We start from the raw sequence: 23,393 nt of genomic DNA, 5'->3' as shown, positions 1-23,393 counted from the left end.
ATGCCTCAGCGTAATTTGGGGTTAAGGGCGTCGCGCAGCCAGTCGCCGAGCACGTTGATGGACACAACGAGCAGACAGAGCTGAAGGCCCGGGAAAAGCACGATCCACCACAGACCGGAGAACAGATACTGATTGCCGATGCGGATCAGCGTTCCCAGCGATGGTTGTTCCGGGGGCATACCGACGCCGAGAAAAGACAACGTCGCCTCAATCAGGATGCCCAGGCCGAAGTTCAGCGTGGCGGTGACCAGCAGAGGTGTCGTGGTGTTGGGCAGGATGTGTTTCAGCATGATGCGCCATGTCGGCACACGGATGAGCCTTGCGGCCTGCACATATTCCTTGTTGCGCTCGACCATCGTCTGCGCCCGCACGGTCCGCGCATATTGGACCCATGCGGAGAGCGAAATCGCAAACACGATGACGCCGGATGCGCCTGCTTCACGCAGATAGGGCGGCAGGAGCTGCCGGGCGAGTGCCGATACGAGAATCGCGATCAGCATCGTTGGCATGGACAGCAGTACATCGCCCGCCCGCATCAGCAGGCTGTCTGCCCATTTGCCGTGGTAGCCGGCAATCAGTCCGAGCGTTGATCCAACCACCAGAGACACGGCCACGGATGCAGCTCCGATGATGATGGACGCTCGCGACCCGTAAAGGATGGCCGACAACAAATCACGCCCCTGAACGTCGGTGCCGAGAATATAGGGCCATTGTCCATCAGCCATCCAGATCGGTGGTATCTCGGCGTTCAGCAGATCGAGAGAGGCGAGATCGTAGGGGTTCTGCACCGTAAACAGCGGAGCGAGAAAAGCGGATGCGATCAGACCTAAAAGCATGATTGCGGCAATGATTGCGGATGGATGATGCATAAAGCTCCATCCCAGATCGGATTGCAGCAACCGTGCAAATCGCGATGGTGTTGGTTTGGTCGTTGTGTGCGTCGGTTCGATGGCGGTCATGGTTATGCTCCTGTCACGCGGCGCGCAGACGCGGGTCGATGACCGCATAGGCGATATCGACGAAGGTATTCAGCGTTACGAAGATAAAGGAAACGATGCACAGATAAGCTGCCATAACGGGGATATCGACGAAGGTGACCGCCTGCATGAACAGCATTCCCATGCCCGGCCACTGGAAAACAGTTTCCGTGACGAGGGCGAAAGCAATCAGATTGCCCACCTGCATGGCAGTCAAGGTAACGACGGGCATCAGACAGTTCTTGAGCGCGTGGCGAAACCACAGGGCGCGGCGTTTGACACCACGTGCGCGGGCAAACTTGATAAAATCCGCCCGTAACGTCTCCAGCATTTCTGCCCGCACCAGCCTCATGACAAGAGTAATCTGGAAAAGCGACAAAGACAGCGACGGCAGGATGACGGCGGCGCGGCCTGAAGGTGTCAGCAGCCCCGTGGACCACCAGCCGATCCGCACCACGTCGCCTCGCCCATAACCCGGCAACCAGCCAAGCGTGACGGAAAATATCAGGATCAGGAGAATTCCTACCAGAAAACTCGGCAGGGATACGCCGATGATCGAGCTGAACTGAAGGCTTTCCGCCCACCATTTTCCCCGGCCGATGGCCGTGAAAACACCCAGGGGTATGCCGATGGCGAGCGAGAGAACGGTGGCGATGATGACCAGTTCGAAAGTGGCAGGAAATCGTTCGGCAATAAGACCCAGCACGGACTGCTGATTGCGCCAGGACAAGCCGAATTCACCCTGCGCTGCGTTGGCGACAAAGCGAACATATTGCACGAGGAAACCGTCGTTCAGGCCGAGGCGTCCACGCAATTCGTCGCGATCAACCTGGGTCGCGCTTTCGTTGACCATCATCTCGACGGGATCTCCCAGAAAACGGAAGATGAGAAAGGCAAAGAAAGCGACCGTCAGCATCACGAGAACGGCGTTGCCGATCCGCTTGATGAGGAAAGCGAGCATGGTGAAGTGTCCTTGATCTGGCCCACATAAAGGAACGGTCCCCCGCCGAAAATCTTGGCGGGGGCTCGGATTACATCTTCACCAGCCACAAACGCGGGAGGTTATCCGAAAACAGCGGGAAATCGGCAATCTTGGCGCTCGTGGCCCAAGCCAGCGGCTGCTGATGGAGCGGGATCATCAGCGCGTGATCCTTGGCGATCTTCAGCGATTGTGCTTCCAGCGCAAGGCGCTTGGTCGTGTCAAGTTCAACCGCCGATGCTTCCGTTACCTTGTCGAATTCCTTGTCGGACCAGCCGCCCCAGTTGAAAATCCCGAATGAACCTTCCTTGGTGTGGAGAACCTGCGATGTCAGGCTGTAGGCATCCAGCATGGGCAGTGTGGCCCAGCCGAGAGTGTAGACATCAACCTTTCCGGCAGACCGCTTTGGTGTCTGGACGGCGCGCGGACCTTGGTCGAGCTTTGGCTTGAGACCAACACGCGACCACATGGACGCAACGGCCTGGCACATCTGCTCTTCATTGACCAACGTGTCTGCGCAGTTGAATTCGAACTCAAAACCTTCAGCGCCTGCCTCCTTGAGAAGTGCCTTTGCCTTCTCGGGATCGGCTTTGACCGGTACGTCGAGGGCTGCATCATATCCCGGTATCTGTGGTGCCACGAGCGCACCGGCATTGCGGGATTTGCCGCGCATGACGCGTTTCTGGATCAGATTGAGGTCGATGGCCAGTTGCATGGCCTGGCGAACGCGCAGGTCCTTCATCGGGTTGGGTGCACCCGAAAGTAACTGGTCACGCTGGCTGAAGCCGATCATGACGGTGCGAAGGTCGGTTCCTTCGAGAAGCTTGACCTGCCCGGAGGCCGCTTCAAGCCGCGGCAAGTCCTGCACCGGTGCCTGATCCGTAAAGTCGATATCGCCGGACAAAAGTGCTGCGACGCGCGTGGCGCTTGAGGCAATCGGCGTGAGCTCGATGCGGTCGATATTGTGCTGAGGCTTGTCCCACCAGCCGTCATATTTCACGAAGACTGTTTTTGCATCCGGCTGGCGGCTTTCCACTTTGAAGGGGCCGGTGCCGTTTTCATTGTAGGTGGCGTAGCCCTCAGTGCCGGAACCGACATCGGTCGGTGCCTCGGCATTGTTATCCTTCAACCAGCTCGCATCGAAGATATAGATCGTCGTCAGGTCGTTCAGCAGCAACGGATAATTGGCCGATACATCGATTTCGATGGTATGTGCATCGATGACGCGCGAACCCTTATAGGCCGGAATGTTGCCACGCAGCGGTGACTTGGGGTTGGTCGCACGCACCAGCGATGCCTGTACATCGTCTGCCGTGAAATCGGCTCCATTGTGGAATTTTACGCCCTCGCGGAGTTTGAAGCGCCAAGTGGTGGGCGAGACAATTTCATACGAAACCGCAAGTGCGGGCTCGAGCTTCAAGTTGCGGTCATATCGCATCAAGCCTTCGTAGGAGTGATTGAGCACACCGAGAGCAAAACTATCGCCGTAGGAGTATGGGTCAAGCGAGCTGATATCGCGCGACGCGCCCCATTTCAAAGTTGTCGCGGATGCGGGCATAGCGAGTGTCAGCAGTGCTGCGCCCGCCATCAAAATTCTGGATAATTGCATTTTTAGATCCCCTCGGATTGCATTCAATTTATCCGACACTTGGCCGCTAAATTGGAGTGAGTGCTATTGAAACCCGCTGTTGCAAACGGCTTTTCGGCTCTTTTCTGCAAACTGTAGCTGAGGCTAATTCAGTATGAATACAAACGCAATAAGAAATTGCATGCAATTTAATGGGATGGATTTTGTACAATAATTGTGCGAGATATGATCAAAATTGCATCAGATAACGAGCAGGTTATGTCGACAAATCTCAGCAGAAGTGACGCGATCTACGCTTCGTTGCGCCGTGCCATTCTTGAGCAGGCGCTGAAGCCCGGCATAAAGTTGCCGGAGGATTCCATTGGTGACACTTTCGGTGTCAGCCGAACAAGCGCTCGTAACGCCTTGTTGCGGCTGGCATCCGATGGGTTGGTGGAGATCAAGCCAAATCGCGGTGCGGCCGTTGCGATGCCGACATTGGAAGAAGCGGAAGAGGTTTTTGCGCTGAGGCGCTGCCTTGAGCGGGAAGTGATAGGCCGCCTGTGCAAGCGTATGCCAAGGGACGGTATCGATGCGCTCATCAGCCATGTGCGCGAGGAAGAGCGTGCTCTACAGGCGTCTTCCCCGAGGTCTATCCGGCTTGCAGGCGAGTTTCACATTCTTCTTGCCGAACTGACGGGCTCCAAACTGCTGATTGATTTCATCAGCCAGATCGTCTCACGCTCATCACTCATTCTCGCCCGTTTCGGGCGGCCGCATTCTGCCGAATGCGGTATCGACGAGCACGTCCAGTTGATCGAGGCGCTGAAAAACCTCGATGCCGAAACCGCGACCCGCATCATGGATCATCACCTGCACGCCGTCGAAGACAGGGCCAAAGTAGACGAGAAGGATGATGGTCCCGATATTACCGAGATTCTCAGCCGCTATATTTCCGTATCCGATTAGGAGTATGCATGCGTCAGTCGGGAAACGAGGCGGCCCGCTCCAAAAAGGGCATGGTCACAACGCCGCATCACACGGCGAGTGAGGCCGGTGCGAAGGTCTTGCAGCGTGGCGGCACGGCGATCGAAGCCGTGATTGCCGCCGGTGCAGCGCTCACCGTTCTCTATCCGCATTTTTGCGGGCTGGGCGGAGACGCGATATGGATCGTGGCGGACAGTGAAGGTCGGCGAAAAACGATCATGGGAATCGGTCAGGCTGCCGAACATCTGCCCGCGCTTGACGCCATCCCGCAACGCGGCCCGCTGTCGGCGCTGACAACGGCAGCGCTGGTCGATAGTTGGGGCGAGGCGTTGCGATACTCGTCCACAAACTGGCAAGGAACGGAGAGCCTGGCCGCGCTGCTAGCGGACGCGATTGAGTTGGCGGCAGAGGGTTTTCCGGTCAGCCAGTCGCAAAACCACTGGCATTCTTTTCGCGGAACAGAAATCCCAAATTGGCCGGGTTTCGAAGCCCATTTCGTCACTGAAGGCATTCAGCGGCAACCGCAACTGGCTTCCGTTCTGGAGCGGATCGCTCTTTACAGCCACCGGGAATTCTACGAGGGCGAGCTTGCTCAACGCATCGCAAACGGTCTCGAAGCTGCTGGCAGTCCGATCCGTCTGAGCGACCTGCAAAAGACCGCAGCGCAGATCGTTGATCCTATCTCCCTGGTCTATCGTGGCATCGAACTTCTAGCACCGCCGCCGCCATCCCAAGGCGTCACGACTCTCGGGATCATGGGCGTACTGGCGAACTTCGATATGGCGAATGTGGACGTATCATCGGCAGAGTTCTATCATCTCTGCGTGGAGGCAGTGAAGCAGGCCTTTCTTGATCGAGGTGCCATTGCGGACCCGGATTTCGTGGCGCAGGTGTGCGGTGACTGGTTGAGCGAGACCGCTTTGTCACGCAAGGCAGCAGTAATTGACGAAAAGGTCGCTAGCCCCTGGCCAGCCATCCATCAAACTGGCGATACAGTTTACCTTGCCGCTGTCGATCACGAGGGACGTTGTGCCAGCGTGTTGCAAAGCACCTATTACGACTGGGGAAGCGGGGTTTTGCTGGGCGACACAGGCATTCTTTGGCAAAATCGGGGTGCGGCCTTCAGCACAGATCCGATGAGCCCCAACGTTTTGGCACCCGGCAAGCTGCCATTTTACACGCTCAATCCCGGCATTGGCTTGCGGGACGGTAGACCGCATCTTCTCTATGGCACACAAGGTGCAGATGGGCAGCCGCAGACGCTGACGTTGCTGCTAAGCCGCCTCATAGACCACGGCTTCGATCCGTTGTCCGCGCTTTCCGCGCCACGGTTTCTTCTCGGACGAACCTTCTCCGATACGCGCGACAATCTCAAGATCGAGGCTTCAGTTGGCGACGAGGTTATCGAGACACTGCATGCCATGGGCCACGAAACCATCGCTATTCCTGCCCTGAGCGCGCTGGCCGGGCAGGCGGGGGTGATCCGGTTGAATGGTGACGGCTGGATTGACGGCGCACATGATCCCCGCAGCGATGGCTGCGCCATTGGTATTTGAGGCCCGCCATGCTCGCTGATCTCGTTTTCCGAAATGCGCAACTGGCGGATCAGCCGGCACCGGTGGATATTGCGGTACAGGACGGGCGCATCGTGGCGATTGGCGCAAACATCCGCTGCGATGCCGTGACTGAAGAAGATATTGACGGCAACTTCGCATTTCCCGGCTTTGTCGATAGCCATATCCATCTCGACAAAGCGTGTATTCTGGAGCGCTGCACGATCTGTGCCGGTACGCTGGAAGAAGCTGTGCGCGAAACGGCAAAAGCCAAGGCCGGATTCTCAGAAGAGGATGTTTTCGAACGGGCTTGCGCCATCGTCCGGCAAGCCATCGTACACGGTACAACACGCATGCGCACCTTTGTGGAGATCGATCCACGCGCTGGCATGCGCTCATTTGCAGCCATAAAGCGCGTTCGCGAGCATTTTTCCTTCGCAATCGACATCCAGATTTGCGCCTTCGCGCAGGAAGGGCTGACGCAGGAACCCGAAACGGAGGAGATGCTGGACGAGGCGCTACACACAGGAGCCGATCTTATCGGTGGCTGTCCCTATACCGACCCGCGACCGGAGGAGCATATCCGGCAGATATTCGCGCTGGCCCGAAAGCATGATGTCGATGTGGATTTCCATCTGGATTTCAGCCTCGATCCTGCAAGAACTGATTTGCCAGCCGTCATCGACGCAACCCGGGCTAATGCCTATGGTGGGCGCGTGACGATTGGCCACGTCACCAATCTCTCCGCGCTTGATGCGGCGGCACGTTCGATGATCGCGCACAAAATCGCCGCTGCCGGTATTGCTATGACAGTTTTGCCCGCAACAGATTTGTTTTTGATGGGGCGCGATCAGCAGTTCAACATCCCGCGCGGCGTTACACCGGCACATCTTTTGCTGAAAGAGGGAGTGCAGGCTGCAATCGCGACCAACAATGTCCTGAACCCCTTCACCCCATTCGGAGATGCCTCACTGGGACGGATGGCCAATCTCTATGCCAATGTCATGCAGCTTTCCCGCGATGAAGATATAGACGCGGTTTTTCAGATGGTCAGCGCGCATGCCGCGAAGATTATGAGAGCAGATTATGGTTTGGCTTTGGGCGCTGTGGCCGACATCGTCATCCTTGACGCCCCGAACCACCGCAGCGCCATACGATCTGGAGCGCAAACCCTGGCTGGCTGGAAAGCCGGACGGAAAACATTTGTCCGATCACGGCCGCAAATATTCGAAGAAATGGCCTCCATACCCGGCATTGACTGAATGCCGGGTAATCAGATGTCTGGTTTGATGCTCAGCTCAATGCCTCAGAACGTTGCCTCGTAAGCGATGACTTTTCGCGCGGCAGATAGTTTCCATGTGGGGACGACCCGGCGAAATGTCCGTCCTCCACAATTGTCTTGCCGCGCAACAACAGGCGCACCGGCCACCCTCTGATATCCAGCCCCTCGTAGGGCGTATAATCTGCGCCATGGTGCAGCATGTCGTTGGTTATGGTCACGCGTTTGTCGGGGTCCCACAAAGCGATATCCGCATCCGCCCCAACGGCGATCGTGCCTTTGCGCGGATAGAGGCCATAGAGTTTGGCATGGTTGGTGGAGGTCACGGCAACGAACTGGTTGATGTCGATACGGCCTTTCATCACACCTTCGGAAAACAGGATCGGCAAACGCGTGGCAACGCCGGGTATGCCGTTCGGAATCCAACGGAAATTCCGCTTGCCTTTCTCGTTCAGCTTTCCCTCGGGATCATCGAAGCGGAACGGGCAGTGATCGGAGGAGAACAGGTCGAATACGCCCTGTTCCAACCCTTCCCAGCAAGCGTCCTGACTCGCCTTATCACGCGGCGGCGGGGAGCAGACATATTTGGCACCTTCCATCTCGCTCTGGTCGAGATCATCGGCGGTCAGCATCAGATATTGTGGGCAGGTTTCACCAGCAATTTTCTGACCGCGCTGGCGCGCCCTACGGATTTCTTCCATCGCCTCGCGGTTGGACACGTGGACGATGACGATGGGCACATCGACGATTTCAGCCAATGATAGCGCCCGGTGCGTCGCCTCACGTTCGGCGGCGATGGGACGCGTCGTGGCATGGTATTTCGGTTCGAATTTGCCGTCTTCCTCATGGCGACCGATGAGATAGCGGATGGCGTCTTCGTTTTCGCAATGGACCATCACGAGCGCACCGGTGCGCCGTGCCGTATCCAGCGTGGCAAGGATTTCGTCGTCGCGAAGCCGCAGGCCTTCATAGGTCATGAAGACCTTCAGCGAGGTGTAGCCATCCTCTACCAGCGCAGGCAGTTCCTGTCCCAGCACTTCTGCCGTCGGATCGGTTATGACAAGATGGAAGGACACGTCGACATGGCATTTGCCTTCGGCCTTGGCATGATAGATTTTCAATGCCTCTCGCAGCGACTGTCCCTTTTCCTGCATGCAGAAAGCCAGAACCGTGCTGTTGCCGCCAATGGCGGCAGAGCGGGTGCCGCTGTCAAAATCATCGGCCATGACGATGCCATCGCCGGAGGGCTGGTCGAGATGGACATGACTGTCGATGCCGCCGGGCAAAACGAAGAGGCCTGTGGCATCGATCAACTCGTCGGCATCGGTCAGTTCAGCGGCAAGCGCTACGATGCGACCATCCTTGATGCCGACATCACTGACGAAAGTATCGCTTGCCGTCACCACGGTTCCGTGCCTGATCACCGTATCGAAACGCATCATTCCATGTCCTTATTTTCGTTCATAGCTTAGCTTGCTTTCGCAAATCCGGCATCGCCAGCCAGAATACGGTCAAGCGCCGCCGTGAAGCGATCGACCTCTTCCAACGTGTTGTAATGCACCATCGAGACACGCAGCATGCCGCCATGGTCGGTCAGGTTGAGATATTCGGCAAGGCGACGGGAATGAAAATCACCAAACCGCATTGCAATCTTTTCGCCGTCCATCGCCTTGCAGAGATCGCCAGCCTCGCGGCCATCGAAGCGGAAGGCAATCGTCGGAACGCGTGTCTCATCATGGTTGGAAACCTGCCCTACGATCCGGCAATCGTTGCGGGAGCGCAGGTAGCTCAGCAGCCGTTCCGTCAGAAGGTTTTCCTGCGCGGTGATGGCTGCGAAGGCCGCCTCGATTTTCTGGCGCACCGTCCCGGTCTCACCTGCCTGCTCGCCAAGGGCAGTCAGGTAATCGACGATGCCGCAGGTGGAATAGGCCAGCTCGTAGTTTGGGTTGCCCGGTTCCAGCTTGCCCGGCACTTTGTCCTTGCCGTAGAAATAATGGTAGAGCGTGTCGAGTTCGAGCAGCAGGTCGTATTTGCCATACATCAGCGCATAATGCGGACCATAGGTCTTGTAGAGACTGAAGACATAATAATCGGCATCGAACGCCTGCACATCGACCGCACGGTGCGGGGCATAGGCCACGGCATCGACGCAGATCTTCGCGCCACGCGCATGCACGAAATCGGCGATCTCTCTGATAGGATTGATCGAGCCGAGAATGTTGGAGACATGGGTGACGCAGACCAGCCTGGTGCGTTCACTCATCAAGGGTGCGAGGTCGGCCAGATCGAGCGTCAGTGTTTCCTTATTCAGCGGCCAGAATTTGAGCGTGATGCCCGCATCCTGCAATCTGTCCCAAGGACCGATGTTGGATTCGTGATCGCTAACGGTGACGATGATTTCGTCTCCCGCAGACAGTTGGCTCTGCATGGCGCGAGCAAGATTTTGCAGCAATGCCGTGGTGGAACTGCCGAAGACGATCTCTTCAGGACGCGACGCATTGACCAGATGCATGGCCGCAGTTCGGGCCTCATAGAGCGCATTGGCTGCACTTTGGGACACCTCGTATGAGCCACCGATCTGCACGTTTTTTTCGATCAGAAACGTGTTTATACGCTCCAGCGCGCCCTTGAGGATTTGCGATCCGCCGGCATTGTCGAAGAAAGTCCAGCCGCGTGACAGGCCCGGAAACTGGCTGCGCACATAATCGAGGTTGAGCGGTGAAGTGGTGGTCATCCCTGGTGTCTCCCGAATGGTCTTTTATTCAATGGTTGAGGACGGCGCGAAGGAAGCCGCGCGTTCTGGCCTCTTGTGGATTATCGAAAATCTCCGCTGGCGTGCCGGATTCGACCAGCTTTCCGCCATCCATGAAGATGACGCGGTCTGCGACTTGGCAGGCGAAACCCATCTCATGCGTGACGATCACCATGGTCACACCGGTGCCAGCCAGCTTGCGCATGACATCCAGCACCTCTCCAACCATTTCCGGATCGAGCGCGGATGTCGGCTCATCGAACAGCAGAACACGCGGCTCCATGGCAAGCGCCCGTGCGATCGCCACACGCTGCTGCTGGCCGCCGGAGAGCTGGCCGGGAAATTTCTCCGCCTGTTCCGAAATGCCGACGCGGGCTAGAAGCTCTCGCGCCTTGCGTTCGGCTTCCTCTTCCGGCGTCTTTCGCACCCGCATGGGCGCAATCATGACGTTTCTCAGAACCGTCATGTGCGGAAACAAATTGAAGGACTGGAACACCATGCCGACTTCGGCGCGCACCTTCGCAAGGGCCGGACCGGGCGCAACGCGAATGCCATCCACCGTGATGGTGCTTTCAGGGGCAAAGGCTTCTAGATGGTTGATGCAGCGAATAAGCGTCGATTTGCCGGACCCGGAAGGGCCGATAACGCATACGACTTCGCCTTCGGCGACATCGAGATCAATGCCGTGCAACACGGTGAAAGTGCCATAGGCCTTGGTCAGCCCACGGATGGAAATGAGGGGGGATGCGGTCTTTTCCATCAACGCTTCCCCCGGCTGAAGTGTTTTTCAAGACGTGCGACAACGGCGACCATCGGCCAGAGCAGAGCGATATAGATAAGGGCGGCTCCGATCAGCGGCGTCGGGTTTGCATTCAGCGCCTGCGCTTGCGTTGCCTGTTTTAATAGGTCCGGCATTGCAACGACCGAAGCAAGCGCCGTGTCCTTCATGACGTTGATGCAATTATTGGTCAGCGGCGGAATTACGATGCGGATCGCCTGCGGCAAAATGATATCGACCATCGTGTTGCGATTGGAGAGGCCAAGGGCAGCGGATGCCTCGAATTGCCCGTGGGGAACAGCTTCGATGCCAGCACGAAAGATTTCGGCGGTGTAAGCGGCGGACACTAGCGACAGCGCGGTGACCGCAGACAGGAATGGCGACAACCGGATGCCAACGAAAGGCAGTGCATAGTAGACGACGATCAGCAGCACGAGCAGCGGGATCGACCGAAAAATATCGATGTAGCCGCGGATCAGCAGCTTGAAGAAAGCTGGCGCGTAAAGACGTGCCACCGCCAGAAACAGACCACCGATCAGGCCGCAGAGAATGCTGGTGATGCCGATCTGGATCGTGACGACCAGGCCCCAAAGCAACTGCGGCAGGCTGTTGAGAAACACGGAAACGTTGAAGAAGGTATTGATGAGGTTCATGCCGGAGAGGCTCCCTTGGCGATCAGGCGGGACGCGATTGGTCCCGCCTGATGCGGTTCAAGCCTTACTTGGCCTTTGGCATGTCGAGAACGGCAACCGTCGAGGTCGTATCCTCTGCCTTTGCGCCGAACCATGTCTCGTGCAGCTTGGCGATGAAGCCTTCGCCCTTTAGCGTGGTGATGACCTTATTGACTTCGGTGGCGAGCGGATCGCCCTTGTTGAACATGATCGAGTATTTTTCACCCGTCGGAATACGCTCGACCACCTTCAGCTCTGGCTTATCCTTGACGTAATAGAGCAGGGCCGGAATGTCGGAAATATAGCCATCGACGCGGCCAGCCACGAGATCGAGCATGGCGGGCTGTAAGCCTTCGAACTTGCGGATTTCGCCAAGCTTGTATTCGGCCTTATGAGCTTCGGCCCACATATCGCCCGTCGATCCCGTATCGACGCCGACGACCTTGCCGCTCATGCCCTTGAGGCCCGTGATGCCGGAAGCGGCTGTCACCGTCAAAGACTGGTCACTGTCGTAATAAGGCTGGGCAAAGGTAACGGATGCCAAGCGCTTTTCGGTGATGGTGATCGACGAGATGGCCATGTTGATGCGACCGGACTGGACGGCAGGAAACAGACCATTGAATGGCGTATTGACGAACTCGACCGACTTGCCGAGACGCTTGGCGATTTCGTTGACGAGATCGACTTCAAAGCCGGTGACCTTGCCGCTGGCGTCTTCGAATTCCCATGGGACGTTGCCGATATTGGCACCGACCGTCAGATCGGCGGCCTGAACGTTGAACACGCCGAGCGCCGAGACGATCCCTGCGAGAAGTGTGCTTTTGATGCGCGAAACGTGATGCATTCGAGAACCCCTTGTTTTATGTTTTAAGCCAATCTACGTTGGTCTAACTGGTCAGACCAGTCCGACCAAAGAAGCACGCGCTTTTATGCTTTGCAAGATGTTACTTAAAAAATATATCGGAAGGGCCGGGGCGGCTTTCAGGGAAACAGGGATCGAATGCTCAACAAAACGCTTGTGCCACAATCGGTTGCCCGCGAAATCCAGGCCATGATTCAGGCCGGGCAATTGAAGGCAGGCGAGAAAATCCCGTCCCAGCGCGAGTTCTCCCAGAAATTCGGCATCAGCCGGGCGTCGTTACGCGAAGCACTGCTGACCCTGGAAACGCTAGGCCTTTTGAAAACGGAAGCCGGACGCGGGACATTCGTGGCTTCTGGTGATGGAGCGGCCGGCCAATCGGGCATGGCACCGTGGCGTTATTCGGAAAGCTATTCCGTCTTCGACGTTTTCCAAACCCGCATCTTGCTGGAGGGCGAGATCGCGCGTCTCTCCGCTGGGCGACTGTCCCAGACACAGCTGGAAAAGATGGAAAAGGCGACCAAGACCATGGAGGATTGCTGGGCGAACCAGGATTTGCTTGCCAATGTCGATGCCGATCTTGAGTTTCACGGCACCATCGTGTCTGCCTGTTCCAACACCATGCTCAAAGCGCTCTACCAGACCGTTCGGGATCAGGTTACCGAGACGCAGCGCCAGCCGATCCCCATCACGGACCCGGAACGAATGCGGCAATCCATTGCAGAACACCGTCGCATCATCGCGGCGCTTAAAACCAATAACGCCGGTTTGGCGCGCAGCGAGATGGAGGCGCATATCCGCAATACCGCACGGTGCGCGGGCTTGCAGCCATAGGTGCGCGCAATCTTAGAGCTCGATTTGTCGCCCGTGCTTCAGAGGCCTCGTGATCTCAACTTTCGTATCCAAAGTCTCCGACATTGAGAACAGAGCTTCCCAGCTGTCACCAAAGGATGACCTTAGAATAACGCTATTCAAGTCTTTCCAAGGCGCAACAGAATGCCGACATGCTGATTAAACGATGTGGATCATTGCCGCAGATCCGAGTGCAACAGCCGCGAATACTTACTTCAGCACCGCTCGGATATCCACAAGAGACCCCGCCACCAGATCGAATGGACGTTTTCCGTCGTTGTCCGCGATGTTCTTGTCAGCTCCGCGGGCGATAACGCTTTCGTAATTTGGCTTGGAACCGTCGTAGTCTTCTCTTTCCGCAGCGTAGTGAAGCATTGTGCGCCCTTTGTCGTCGCGCGCGTTGATATCTATGCCCAGCCCGATCAGAAAATCCATGAAGGCCACTTCGTTCGGGAAGGTTTGGCGAGGGAGCCAGTGGTGGCTCGTCAGATTGTGAAGAAGCGTTTGTTTCCCCGGTTGAAGCGTCATCGGATCGACACCTCTGGCGGAAATCATTTTGAAACTGACTTCATCGAAACAATAGGCGAGCGTTGTGCGACCGTCGGCGCTGAGACGTTTCGGGTCTGCGCCGAGTTCGAGCAGCGCGGTTATGGGGCTGTCTCCGCTCAGCTTCTGAGACAGCAACGCAGATTGAAGAGGCGTATATCCTGAGCTGTTCTCAACGTCCGGCGAGACCTCAAGCGCGTTGATATCGGCACCGGCGCCGACCAGCAAGCGCACTTTTTCTCCAGTGCGGGCGAAATGGAGAGGCGTGGCGCCTCTTGTGTCTCGTATGTTGGGATCGGCTCCATGCGCGAGCAACACCTTGGCAGTAACGTCACCGCCCCAGGCGAGCATCGTCAATCCGTTGTCCCACCGCGCATCGGGGTCCGCACCAGCGGCGAGCAGGGCTTCCAGCATCTGGATGTAATCCGCCCGGCTGATATGCCATTTAAGTTGCTTCTCAATCTCTGAATCCAGCGACGAACCGCTGACGCTGTAGCTCTTGCGAAGCGTGTCGTGATATTCCTCTAGCGTCATGGACGCGACCACGCTGCGTGTCACGACAAGATCGTGCAAGGGCCAGTATCGCTGGTTTTTCCACCCATTTACTCTAGCACCATGCTCGATAAGCCAGCGAACGGTTGCAAGAGAACCTTCTTTAACCGCAACATTCAATGGCAACAGTCGGGTATTCAGCGTCGCGCCCACTTGCAGCAGGCGTTCGATCATTGCCGTATTGTCGTTACGTATCGCGTAAGATATCGCCGTGTAGAACTCTTCGCCCCAAACCATCTCCTCCATCAGCCTTTGACTGGCGGGCACGCAATCCGGTTTTGCGCCTGCCAGAAGTGCGGCATTGACGCCTAAGAGGGAGTTCGCCCGCGCCGCCTTGAGCAAGGCTACATCTGCGACTGTCTCTTCGACCACGACAATCGGCGGTTCGTCCGGCTCGGTGCCATTCGTGTCGCGCCTTATCCAAGCCAGCCATCCCTTCGCACCGGGTGTGTCTGCATCCAGATAAAACGTGTCGTTCACCTGACCTCGGCTGAAGCGCATCCATGACGCCCATTCCGTGCCCGCGAGACCAAGCTTCGACATCTGCGTCATGAAGGTGAAGAAATTCGGAGCCAATGCCAGCCCGTGGATCATCTCCAGATCATGGGAAAAATAGCGAACCGGCTGCTTTTCAGGGTCCGCGTCGGACGTATCGATCGTCAGCCAGTCACCGTTGATGAGATTGTAGAATGGAAACTGATGCTCCCACATCTCCGGTTTGTTAGGTGCTTCCGACAGGTCCTGTGACGCGAGATCCTTTTTCCATTCCAAAAAGATCGGAATAGCCATCTGCTCGATGTGGGATAGGCTCCAGATCGCCCCGCGATTGAAGCTCATCGTCGGCATCTCGTCTCTCTCCATGGAATGAAGATGGGAAGGAACGTACCAGCCAAATTCCACTTCGCCTGATAGCTGCGTCAGAACAGCCCGTAATTGAGACGGTACAGGAAAACCAAACCGGCTCTCAAGGACACGAACCTGCAACTCTGACGCTGGCGGTCCGATCCGAAGAGGCGTCACCTTCCATCTAAGGTCGGTTGTCCGTCTCTCCATCCACCGCCAGTCGGCTTTCCATTCATCCCAAAGCTTCAGCAAAGCTTGTTTCTCCAAAGAGTTTGCATGAACCCATGTTGCCGATGCCAAAAGCATGCCTGTCGTACCAAGCAGACGGCGTCGCGTCATGTTTGAATTCAAAACCATGTGCCTGGCTCAACTCCCGTTTTGCAGCTGCGAAAAGATGCGTTTAGCGAAAAACAACTGCTCTGAAAGCACAACCAAAGGCTTAACAATTCGAAGCTTTCGTGTCATCTGAAATAGATAAGGATGTGTTGGAAACCTCGACGTCACCAGAGCAGCAAATGCCGAAACTGGGTTACGCAAGTTGAAAAACTTTTTAATTGGCATCGGCTGCCTCGCCGTGGCGCTGTTTTCGATAGGGGCAATCGTGCTTCAACAGATCGGAGAAATTCAGATCAAAAGGACACCGCCTGACAAGGCCGCGGTGTTACGTGACATGGATGATGAAGACTTTCGACAGGTTTTCGCTGCTGCAAATCTGGAAAGCTCCAAGGATATGGGGTCCATGGACAACGCTATCGTCTCACGCTGGTGCGGCGTTTCCGAGCAAGCGGTGAAAAGCTTGATCGATAGAAAGATTTTCATCAAATCCGATAGCGATGCCTTTAACCGCCTACGTTTATCGGCGCCACGGCAGTTCGATGAATATGCCATTCGTTCCAGTGGCTACAGAGAATTCGGAATCGGTCGTGATCAAGGGTCAGATTGCGTCGAACTCCTCATTATGGGTTAGCGTCAACGAGCGCTTTCGGCTTGCGACTGATGAAGTCCGACTTGCAAAGATCGTCGCGGTACTCACGTTCCAAGAGAGTTGCATTTTTGGCTTTTACTGTAGAAATTTAATGCGGGCGTCAGGGATATTGAGATGGATTGGAAATGGAAGCTTTTGATCGTTTCGATTGTGCTTTATCAGGCGCTTCTGACATGGTGTCTGTTCAGCCTCGTTAACGTCGCATCATACCTTGCCCGACCAAACTGCGGGGACTGGTGCGTTGACAGAACTTTCGGATTTATCCTGACGAACCAGGGAGCTCTCGATACGGCGCGGATTTTCATCGGCGCGAGCATTGTCATCGCTTTGGCGAATGTGATTGCCTGGATTATCTCGATCGTTCAGCGAGGCAAAGCTTGATGAAGGTACTGCGTTTAACGAAGACCGCAGGGTTGGCTGGGCCATTATGGGTAGGCAGCGCTGCGCTTGTGATCCTGTTTTTTCTCTCGTGCCACGTCTTTGCGGCACAAGACCGCACGGCGGAGACCCGCGCGCGTGAGATCGGCCAGCGAGTCAATCAACTTTCGGAAACTGATGCCGACGCAGCCAGAGCTTTGGCATGGAAGACAAGTTTGGACTTTCGGAAGGGCGGTCAAAGTTTCTTGGCCGGGCGCTTCGGGCTTCAAGCGCTCAAGCTCGACGCCATGGTGGGAAACTGGGACCGTGCCGCTCGCGATGGTCTTGCTGTTCAAGAGTATTTGGACAAGGAACTCGACCGCGAAGAGCTGGCTGTTTTCTACAACCTTCTCCTCAACGCGGTAGGCGCAACTGGTGATCGCGCCACTCAAACGCGGTTGATGGAAGGCTATATCACCAGGGCCGCAGCTCTTGCCGGTAAGGGAAGTGTCTTTGAGACAATGGCTCGTATTTTCGGCGCGTACAGCTTTCTTCAGACGGGTGACATCGACACGGGCCTTCCACGGCTTCAAGCGGCCCTGAAATATGCCGCAGCGGGAAAAAATCACGGCCTTACCCTTGATGAATACAGGCGGGCGGGGCAATCCTTTGCTGATAGTGGGCAGACCGAAACGGCCAAAGCTTTTTTCACAGAAGGCCTCGGTACGACTGCCGCAAAGAAGGAGAGCCGGGAACTTGCTACCCTGTGGTTCGAATATTCCCGCTTCCTCACCAAATCCGGCGACGACATCGATACGTCGATTGACGCAGCCCGCATGGCGCGCGAGTTGCTAGACAGGCAATTCGGCAAGACATCCGAACAAGCGATCGCCGGTGGGGACAACCTTGCTTCCTTGCTTGTCGCCAACGGCGCCGTTGCATCAGGCCTCAATATTCAGGAGGAGGTCTATACGACCGCTCTTGCCTCCCTTGGTGAAAACGCTCCGCTGACCTGGCGCACCGCGAACAATTTTGCGGAGGCGCTGCGCATGGTCGATCATCCAGAGGTCGCGCGCGGTATCGATGAATTCCTTCTCAAGGTGCGTATCGCGCATTATGGTCGGGCCAGTATTCAAGCACTCGTCAGCGCCTCCAATCTTGGTTTGGACCTCCTCGCTTTGGGTGACAAGGAGGGCGCCCTCAAGGCCTTTGAGGAGCAGCGTCAGATCGGTGAAGCGCTCGCCGACCCGACGTCGGAACATGCAGCCCAGGGCGAAAAGTGGAAGGCCTATGCAGACGCCTATTTCAGCCGGAACGCCCGGCTGGACAACGCGTCTTTGGCAGCAATGGCTGCCATCAAGGATTGGCGGAGTGCTCCCGACTTGATGCGGGTCAAGACTGCCCAACTGGCCGCAGAGCAGTTCGAGATGCGTGACGACACGAACCAGGCCCTTGCCCTTCGCGAAGAGGCCTACGACATCTCCGGCAAAGCCTTCGGCGAACTGCATCCGATCACGTTCGATGCCGCACTGGAGGTGGCAACGGCGCATCTACGGCGTAACGATACCAAGACTTTGGAGTCGTTTGAACAGCTCGATGAAAAGATGTTTTCATGGATGCTGCGGGAGGTCGGCTCTTCCGGTAACCGATATGTCGCGGAAACCACGCGACGCCTTGCCGATGACATGCTGCTGGCATTCGGCGAGTTTGCGCAGTCCAATCCGCAGGCCGCCTCTGCCTATGCGAATGCCGTCACACGCTGGAAGTCGATGGAAAGCGGGGAGCGGACCCGTCTGCGCATGGCTGCCGAAACAATCACCGATCCAAACCTCAAACGCTTGACTGAAAAGGTCGTGCGGCTGATGGGGCAGCAGCAGGAACTTCTGTCATCTGGCGATGTGGACAGCGATATCAGCAAGATGCTTGCGGAGCTGAAAGCGTCACGCGAACAGCTGCCGGCCTCGCTGGTGCAGGGCGGTACACCTGATACCATTGAGGATACGCTGGCCCCGGATTCAGTGATGATCGATTTCTTCGTGAATTCACGTCGCACCCGCAATGGTGATGACAAAAGTGACGATGCACGGCTCGAGGCCATCATACGGCAACGGGACCATGTACCCACCATCGTCAACCTTGGGTCACTATCGGCCATCATGGCGCAGGCCGGTGCGGAAGAAGATGTGGAACAGCGCTTTGCCAAGCTCTATGCCGGGCTCTTCGGCCCGCTGGAGAGTGTGATTGCTGGCAAAAAGCAGCTGTACATCGTGCTGGATGCGGCACTTTACAGCATCCCGTTTTCAGTCATGAAGGCACCTGATGGACGATATCTCGACGAGGCGTTCCAGCTGCACTTTCTGACAAGAGCCGACGCGATTTTCTTCGCCGAGAAGCGCGACAGACCGGCGGCGGGCGAAAGCGCGCTCATCGTAGGCGATTTGAGCTATCGAAACGAAACGCCGCTTCCATTCACGCGCGACGAGATGCGCGATGTCGCAGACAATCTAGGGGAAGCCGGGATGGCGGTGCAGTCGCTGAGAGGCCGCAAGGGCGACGAGGCATCCATCCGCCGGGCGTCTACCGATGCATCGATTGTCCATCTCGCCACCCATGGCTTTTTCAACGAGGAAAATGGTCCAGATGCCGTTGACGCCCTGTGGCGCAGCGGTCTGATTGTTGCCGGGGCGCAAAACGCGAAAAAGCCCGGCATCAGCGACAAAGACGGGACGCTCTACGCGCGTGAACTGATGACCTGGGATTTGTCCTCGGTCGATCTCGTCGTGCTCTCAGCATGCCAGACCGCACAGGGTGATCCCAGCCGTCTCGGAAATGTCCGAGGTCTGCCGACCGCACTGGCCATCGCCGGTGCGAGGCGTTCTTTGCTTGCGCTGTGGGATGTCAACGATGAAGGCACAGCCAATTTCATGGCCTACTATTATCGGGTGCTGTCCAAGGAAAAACTCGATTATGCTGCTGCGCTTCGCAAGACGCGGATCGCAGCCATGAAAGGCGAGATCAACAAGGCCGAGGATCCGTCGCTCTGGGCGGCATTCGTGCTTTTCGAGGGATAATGTTTATGCGGCGGCATGTCTCCAACCGTTATGGACGTCTAGGGACGCGGATGAATGAGATTGAGGGCGAATATCGACCAAAAGGCTGAGGTCCTCAAAGGCCCAGCATTTCCTTGAGAGTTTCAGTAATGAGCGTGTGATCCTGGACGTCCGGAAGTCCGCTCACAGCCACCGAACCCACAAGCGTGCCTCCCGTCAGGATCAATGGAAACCCACCGCCACTGGCGACGTACTCCGTGATCGGCAACCCGAACTTCGCGTTGAAATCGTAGCCCCTAGAGGCGGCTTCCAGCCTGACCCTGAGGGAGCTGCGATGAAAGCGATGGACGACCGCGCATTTGCGTTTGGTCCAGCCAAAGTTGTCGATCGTCGCCCCTGGCAGAAGCGTGGCGAACACGACGTCGTTTCCGTGCCTGACTTCGATTGCGACGGGGTACTGTTTCTCTGCCGCTTTTTGTCGGATCATGCTCCCAAGCGTCCAGGCGAAGTCATAATGGAACGTCGGGATATGAAGCAATGCTTCTTCGGCAATCACGCTGTCGATGGTCGGGGTCGCTTGGGTCACAGTCATGTTCCAATTTACTTCTTTGCTGCGATGATGGCGGCTTGAACGTCATCAGCGAATTGTCCAAGAGCGGCTTTCTGATTGCGGTAATCGATCCCCTGAACCACACTCACGGTCATTTTCTCGACTTCAATACATTGAACGGTGAAGACACCTTGACCTTCCTTTCCTCCGCTAACAAGGACGAGCTGTCCCGGAAAGTTTTGGACATTTGCCTCGTAGCCTGCCTTGGCGGCTGCATTTTCCACAGCCGCGCCGCAGGTTTTAATGTCCAGTGCAGCTTCCGGCGTCCGCTCCACGTAATACGTGAGGTTGAAGTCGTTGCTTCGTGCAAGGACCGGCACGCTTGCTCCCAAAATAGTCACCGTGGAAATAGTCAGTACGAGTAAAGCGTCTTTCATCGAGATTCCTCCTGCACGATGTGCCTAATACGGAGAGTTATCATCGCTGAACAAGCCTGTCATGAGTGAGGTCAGAGTGTTTCGTTGAACCGGTATCTTTACAGTCTTTTATTGAGCGTGAGACCGGTTTGCGCAAGCGGTGTCAGCGGGCACTTTTTGGTTATTAGCTTAGTGGGGGCGAAGGACAATTAAACGGCTATAGCAACGATGTTTCGTTTCAACGGCCCCAGTTCGTTGGCTTTCGTGTGCGTTGCACACGCGCAGCCTCTGCAAATGGTAGGGGGTGAAATCTCATACGTCCTCTGACAAGATTAACCAGGAAATTCATCCAAAGCTATGAAAAGAAATTTATTTTAGGATTGTATGTTATTGAATCTTTTGGTCGTTTTAAGTCAGCTCGAAATTTCTTCGGGTTCTTATCGTCAGCTACTTGTCATTTTCCCCTCCCTAGTTTGTGCGGTGCGAATAATCGCTTCAGTGAGGCGGGGGCCGTCACAGGGCCTCGTCTGAACAGAGGAAGGATACAAGCAATGGACGATTTGCTTAGGGGTCTCAGCAGCTTTCGGGATGACGTTTTTCCGCATCAGGCATCGCTCTACCGCCGTCTGGCGAAAGAGGGCCAGCAACCGCAGGCGCTGATCATTTCCTGCGCAGACAGCCGGGTCATGCCGGAAACGATCACCCAGGCCAATGCAGGTGATCTTTTTGTGTGCCGCAATGCCGGAAATATCGTGCCACCTTTCCAGACAGCCAATGGCGGGGTTTCATCGGCGATTGAATATGCGGTCGTTGCCTTGAACGTTCGTGACATCATCGTCTGCGGACATTCCGATTGCGGCGCGATGAAGGGGCTCTGCCACCCGGAGCGCCTTGGCAGCATGCCAAATGTGGCCGCTTGGCTTCGCCACGGACACGCCGCCCACTCCATCGTCTGCCAGGCCTATCCCCCTGATATCGATGAGGAGCAGCGCGTGCGTGCGGTTGCCATGGAAAATGTCGTCATCCAGCTCGCGCACCTTCAGACGCACCCATCGGTCGCCGCAAGCCTCGCGCGCAATGAAATGACACTGCATGGCTGGTTTTTCGACATCGATTGCGGCAGCGTGCTGGCCTATGACGGCCAGAGCTCGCGCTTCCGGGATGTCGCCGATAGCGAGCCGATTCCCGTTGCCGTCAGTGGTCGTGCGGAGCCTCATGTCGTTCCCGAACCCGCAAACCTTGCAATGGCGGGGTGAGAACAATGAGCAACAAAGCGTGGACTGAGAGCGACGAAAGTCGCCCGCTCACCAAACCGTTTGCAACGACGATTGCGGATTTTGCGGCATCGATCGTTGTCTTCCTCGTCGCAGTTCCCTTGTGCCTTGGCATTGCGATAGCGTCCGGCGTGCCTGTTGCCATGGGTCTGATATCCGGCATCATCGGCGGCATCGTGGTCGGTACCCTTGCCGGGTCTCCCCTCCAGGTCTCCGGACCCGCTGCCGGACTTGCCGTCATTGTGTTCGGCTTTGTCGACCAATACGGCATTGCCGCTCTGGGTCCCGTGCTGGTGCTTGCCGGTATTCTGCAAATCCTGGCGGGCTTTCTGCGGATCGGGTCCTGGTTTCGTGCCATTTCGCCTGCCGTTGTCCACGGCATGCTGGCGGGTATCGGCATTCTGATCATCCTCGGTCAGATCCACGTGCTCATGGATGCCAAGCCTGCCGCTGGCGCGATAGAAAACGTGGTGGCTATCGATGAGACTGTCGGGCATCTCTGGCAGGACGGCATGACCAGCCACCTCAGCGCGTTGCTGATAGGACTGGTCACACTTGCATTCATGCTTGGATGGGAAAAACTGCGTCCGCATTCCATGAAGCTTGTGCCCGGCGCATTGATCGGGGTGTTTGTCGCCACCCTTCTTGCCGCAATGCTTGATCTGTCGATCCGTCGTGTCGAGCTTCCGGCGTCTCTCTTCGATGCGGTGACAATACCGGGCGTGGAAGAGTTTGCACGATTGCAGGAGCCCGGCCTTCTGATTGCCGCTATCGTGATTGCGGTCATTGCAAGTGCGGAGACGCTTCTGTCCGCGGCCGCGGTGGATCGAATGCATGACGGGCGACCCGCACGCTTCAACAAGGAACTGTTTGCTCAGGGCATCGGTAATGGTCTGTGCGGCATGCTGGGCGGTCTGCCAATCACCGGCGTCATCGTGCGCTCTTCTGCAAACGTGCAGGCGGGTGCCAAGACGCGGCTTTCGACAATCATGCACGGCACATGGATCCTGTGCCTGATAGCGCTGGCGCCGCAATTGCTGGCAATCGTTCCCCTGACGGCACTTGCGGCCGTTCTGCTCGTAACCGGTTGGCGTCTCGTCAGCCTGCAGCATGTGCGGACGCTTTTTGGCCATTACGGCTGGATGCCTGTTGCGATCTGGACTGTAACGGTCACCATGGTCGTGGTGCAGGATCTGCTGGTGGGTGTCACCGTGGGGCTTGCTCTGTCTCTCGCGCAGATCATTCCGCATCTACGCCGCCGTTTTCGCATCGACCGTCAGGACAGCGAGGATGCCGTGGTGCTCAATCTGGCAGGTGCGGCAACATGCACGAATGTGCCGTCGATCCTGTCGGCCTTCGAGAGTGTTCCGCCGGGTCACAAGGTGGAACTCAAGGCCCAGGACCTCCAGTATCTCGATCACACCTGCGCTGAAACCATCAGTGAATGGCTGAAAAGAGAAAAGCGCAGCGGAAGAAAGATCGAAGTGACGGTCGGCGGATCGGAACGTCATTCAAGCGTTGCTCCTCAGTTCAAGCGTTTCTACGCAGAGGTTGCCTGAGCGAATT

19 protein-coding genes are annotated in these 23,393 nt (G+C 56.6%); 8 read left to right on the top strand and 11 right to left on the bottom strand.

The window, feature by feature from the left end:
* Positions 1–5 precede the first annotated feature (5 nt).
* From HRR99_RS15660 to HRR99_RS15650, 3 genes are all read right to left on the bottom strand, one after another.
* A complete protein-coding gene (locus tag HRR99_RS15660; RefSeq protein WP_233123639.1) occupies positions 6–959 on the bottom strand; it encodes an ABC transporter permease in 954 nt (317 codons plus the stop codon).
* 13 nt (positions 960–972) lie between these two features.
* The gene (locus HRR99_RS15655) at positions 973–1,938 is read right to left on the bottom strand and encodes an ABC transporter permease (protein WP_233123638.1); all 966 of its coding nucleotides are present in this window, start codon (positions 1,936–1,938) and stop codon (positions 973–975) included.
* A gap of 70 nt (positions 1,939–2,008) precedes the next feature.
* A complete protein-coding gene (locus tag HRR99_RS15650; protein WP_422387334.1) occupies positions 2,009–3,565 on the bottom strand; it encodes an ABC transporter substrate-binding protein in 1,557 nt (518 codons plus the stop codon).
* 237 nt (positions 3,566–3,802) lie between these two features.
* On the opposite strand from HRR99_RS15650, the gene HRR99_RS15645 reads away from it, so the two are divergent.
* The 3 genes from HRR99_RS15645 to HRR99_RS15635 are packed head-to-tail and all read left to right on the top strand — an operon-like array spanning position 3,803 to position 7,325.
* On the top strand, positions 3,803–4,492 hold the full coding sequence (locus HRR99_RS15645; protein WP_233123637.1) for a GntR family transcriptional regulator: 690 nt from the start codon (positions 3,803–3,805) through the stop codon (positions 4,490–4,492).
* An 8-nt stretch (positions 4,493–4,500) separates the two neighbouring features.
* The gene (locus HRR99_RS15640; RefSeq protein WP_233123636.1) at positions 4,501–6,066 is read left to right on the top strand and encodes a gamma-glutamyltransferase family protein; all 1,566 of its coding nucleotides are present in this window, start codon (positions 4,501–4,503) and stop codon (positions 6,064–6,066) included.
* Positions 6,067–6,074: 8 nt separating this feature from the next.
* On the top strand, positions 6,075–7,325 hold the full coding sequence (locus tag HRR99_RS15635; protein ID WP_233123635.1) for an amidohydrolase family protein: 1,251 nt from the start codon (positions 6,075–6,077) through the stop codon (positions 7,323–7,325).
* Positions 7,326–7,356: 31 nt separating this feature from the next.
* On the opposite strand, the gene hydA is transcribed toward HRR99_RS15635, so the two are convergent.
* The 5 genes from hydA to HRR99_RS15610 form a co-directional block, all read right to left on the bottom strand.
* Positions 7,357–8,781, bottom strand: coding sequence for a dihydropyrimidinase (gene hydA, locus HRR99_RS15630; RefSeq protein ID WP_233124934.1), 1,425 nt, complete (start codon positions 8,779–8,781; stop codon positions 7,357–7,359).
* A 29-nt stretch (positions 8,782–8,810) separates the two neighbouring features.
* Positions 8,811–10,076 carry a cysteine desulfurase-like protein gene (locus HRR99_RS15625; protein WP_233123634.1) on the bottom strand — a complete coding sequence of 422 codons (1,266 nt, stop codon included), beginning with the start codon at positions 10,074–10,076 and terminating at the stop codon, positions 8,811–8,813.
* Between the two features lie 28 nt (positions 10,077–10,104).
* Positions 10,105–10,854 (bottom strand): amino acid ABC transporter ATP-binding protein, encoded by a 750-nt coding sequence (locus HRR99_RS15620; RefSeq protein ID WP_233123633.1) that lies wholly within the window; start codon positions 10,852–10,854, stop codon positions 10,105–10,107.
* A complete protein-coding gene (locus HRR99_RS15615; RefSeq protein ID WP_233123632.1) occupies positions 10,854–11,525 on the bottom strand; it encodes an amino acid ABC transporter permease in 672 nt (223 codons plus the stop codon). The genes HRR99_RS15620 and HRR99_RS15615 overlap by 1 nt, the downstream gene beginning before the upstream one ends.
* 64 nt (positions 11,526–11,589) lie before the next feature.
* Entirely contained in the window at positions 11,590–12,387 is a 798-nt protein-coding gene (locus HRR99_RS15610; protein WP_233123631.1) for an ABC transporter substrate-binding protein, read from the bottom strand.
* A 156-nt stretch (positions 12,388–12,543) separates the two neighbouring features.
* On the opposite strand from HRR99_RS15610, the gene HRR99_RS15605 reads away from it, so the two are divergent.
* Entirely contained in the window at positions 12,544–13,236 is a 693-nt protein-coding gene (locus HRR99_RS15605; RefSeq protein ID WP_233123630.1) for a FadR/GntR family transcriptional regulator, read from the top strand.
* A gap of 228 nt (positions 13,237–13,464) precedes the next feature.
* Here the strand turns inward: HRR99_RS15605 and HRR99_RS15600 are convergent, their stop codons facing one another.
* On the bottom strand, positions 13,465–15,501 hold the full coding sequence (locus HRR99_RS15600) for an ankyrin repeat domain-containing protein (protein WP_233123629.1): 2,037 nt from the start codon (positions 15,499–15,501) through the stop codon (positions 13,465–13,467).
* A gap of 295 nt (positions 15,502–15,796) precedes the next feature.
* Here HRR99_RS15600 and HRR99_RS15595 point away from each other — a divergent pair, with 295 nt between their 5' ends.
* Both HRR99_RS15595 and HRR99_RS15590 read left to right on the top strand, forming a co-directional pair.
* Entirely contained in the window at positions 15,797–16,162 is a 366-nt protein-coding gene (locus HRR99_RS15595) for a hypothetical protein (RefSeq protein ID WP_233123628.1), read from the top strand.
* 611 nt (positions 16,163–16,773) lie between these two features.
* The gene (locus HRR99_RS15590; protein WP_233123627.1) at positions 16,774–19,608 is read left to right on the top strand and encodes a CHAT domain-containing protein; all 2,835 of its coding nucleotides are present in this window, start codon (positions 16,774–16,776) and stop codon (positions 19,606–19,608) included.
* A 94-nt stretch (positions 19,609–19,702) separates the two neighbouring features.
* Here HRR99_RS15590 and HRR99_RS15585 read toward each other — a convergent pair whose 3' ends face one another.
* Positions 19,703–20,179 carry a heme-degrading domain-containing protein gene (locus tag HRR99_RS15585; protein WP_422387333.1) on the bottom strand — a complete coding sequence of 159 codons (477 nt, stop codon included), beginning with the start codon at positions 20,177–20,179 and terminating at the stop codon, positions 19,703–19,705.
* Positions 20,180–20,187: 8 nt separating this feature from the next.
* Entirely contained in the window at positions 20,188–20,574 is a 387-nt protein-coding gene (locus HRR99_RS15580; RefSeq protein ID WP_233123626.1) for a DUF6180 family protein, read from the bottom strand.
* Positions 20,575–21,104: 530 nt separating this feature from the next.
* Between HRR99_RS15580 and HRR99_RS15575 the strand changes: the two genes are divergently transcribed.
* Both HRR99_RS15575 and HRR99_RS15570 read left to right on the top strand, forming a co-directional pair.
* Positions 21,105–21,809: a carbonic anhydrase gene (locus tag HRR99_RS15575; RefSeq protein WP_111839295.1), complete on the top strand. Its 705-nt coding sequence runs from the start codon at positions 21,105–21,107 to the stop codon at positions 21,807–21,809.
* Between the two features lie 5 nt (positions 21,810–21,814).
* Complete coding sequence (locus tag HRR99_RS15570; RefSeq protein ID WP_112500202.1) at positions 21,815–23,386, top strand: SulP family inorganic anion transporter; 1,572 nt, start codon at positions 21,815–21,817, stop codon at positions 23,384–23,386.
* The last annotated feature ends 7 nt before the right edge of the window (positions 23,387–23,393 follow it).

Source organism: Agrobacterium vaccinii, assembly GCF_021310995.1.
Taxonomy (GTDB): Bacteria; Pseudomonadota; Alphaproteobacteria; order Rhizobiales; family Rhizobiaceae; genus Agrobacterium; species Agrobacterium vaccinii.
Note: the sequence above shows the minus strand (reverse complement) of the source record. Positions and strands in the feature narration are given on the sequence as shown.

What these genes read in the sequence shown, in the direction of transcription:
- HRR99_RS15570 (WP_112500202.1), top strand. Translation starts at nt 21,815, where the DNA reads ATGAGCAACAAAGCGTGGACTGAGAGCGACGAAAGTCGCCCGCTCACC.
- HRR99_RS15615 (WP_233123632.1), bottom strand. Translation starts at nt 11,525, where the DNA reads ATGAACCTCATCAATACCTTCTTCAACGTTTCCGTGTTTCTCAACAGC.
- HRR99_RS15625 (WP_233123634.1), bottom strand. Translation starts at nt 10,076, where the DNA reads ATGACCACCACTTCACCGCTCAACCTCGATTATGTGCGCAGCCAGTTT.
- HRR99_RS15575 (WP_111839295.1), top strand. Translation starts at nt 21,105, where the DNA reads ATGGACGATTTGCTTAGGGGTCTCAGCAGCTTTCGGGATGACGTTTTT.
- HRR99_RS15640 (WP_233123636.1), top strand. Translation starts at nt 4,501, where the DNA reads ATGCGTCAGTCGGGAAACGAGGCGGCCCGCTCCAAAAAGGGCATGGTC.
- HRR99_RS15610 (WP_233123631.1), bottom strand. Translation starts at nt 12,387, where the DNA reads ATGCATCACGTTTCGCGCATCAAAAGCACACTTCTCGCAGGGATCGTC.
- HRR99_RS15650 (WP_422387334.1), bottom strand. Translation starts at nt 3,565, where the DNA reads ATGCAATTATCCAGAATTTTGATGGCGGGCGCAGCACTGCTGACACTC.
- HRR99_RS15660 (WP_233123639.1), bottom strand. Translation starts at nt 959, where the DNA reads ATGACCGCCATCGAACCGACGCACACAACGACCAAACCAACACCATCG.
- HRR99_RS15620 (WP_233123633.1), bottom strand. Translation starts at nt 10,854, where the DNA reads ATGGAAAAGACCGCATCCCCCCTCATTTCCATCCGTGGGCTGACCAAG.
- hydA (WP_233124934.1), bottom strand. Translation starts at nt 8,781, where the DNA reads ATGCGTTTCGATACGGTGATCAGGCACGGAACCGTGGTGACGGCAAGC.
- HRR99_RS15645 (WP_233123637.1), top strand. Translation starts at nt 3,803, where the DNA reads ATGTCGACAAATCTCAGCAGAAGTGACGCGATCTACGCTTCGTTGCGC.
- HRR99_RS15585 (WP_422387333.1), bottom strand. Translation starts at nt 20,179, where the DNA reads ATGACTGTGACCCAAGCGACCCCGACCATCGACAGCGTGATTGCCGAA.
- HRR99_RS15580 (WP_233123626.1), bottom strand. Translation starts at nt 20,574, where the DNA reads ATGAAAGACGCTTTACTCGTACTGACTATTTCCACGGTGACTATTTTG.
- HRR99_RS15635 (WP_233123635.1), top strand. Translation starts at nt 6,075, where the DNA reads ATGCTCGCTGATCTCGTTTTCCGAAATGCGCAACTGGCGGATCAGCCG.
- HRR99_RS15600 (WP_233123629.1), bottom strand. Translation starts at nt 15,501, where the DNA reads ATGCTTTTGGCATCGGCAACATGGGTTCATGCAAACTCTTTGGAGAAA.
- HRR99_RS15655 (WP_233123638.1), bottom strand. Translation starts at nt 1,938, where the DNA reads ATGCTCGCTTTCCTCATCAAGCGGATCGGCAACGCCGTTCTCGTGATG.
- HRR99_RS15605 (WP_233123630.1), top strand. Translation starts at nt 12,544, where the DNA reads ATGCTCAACAAAACGCTTGTGCCACAATCGGTTGCCCGCGAAATCCAG.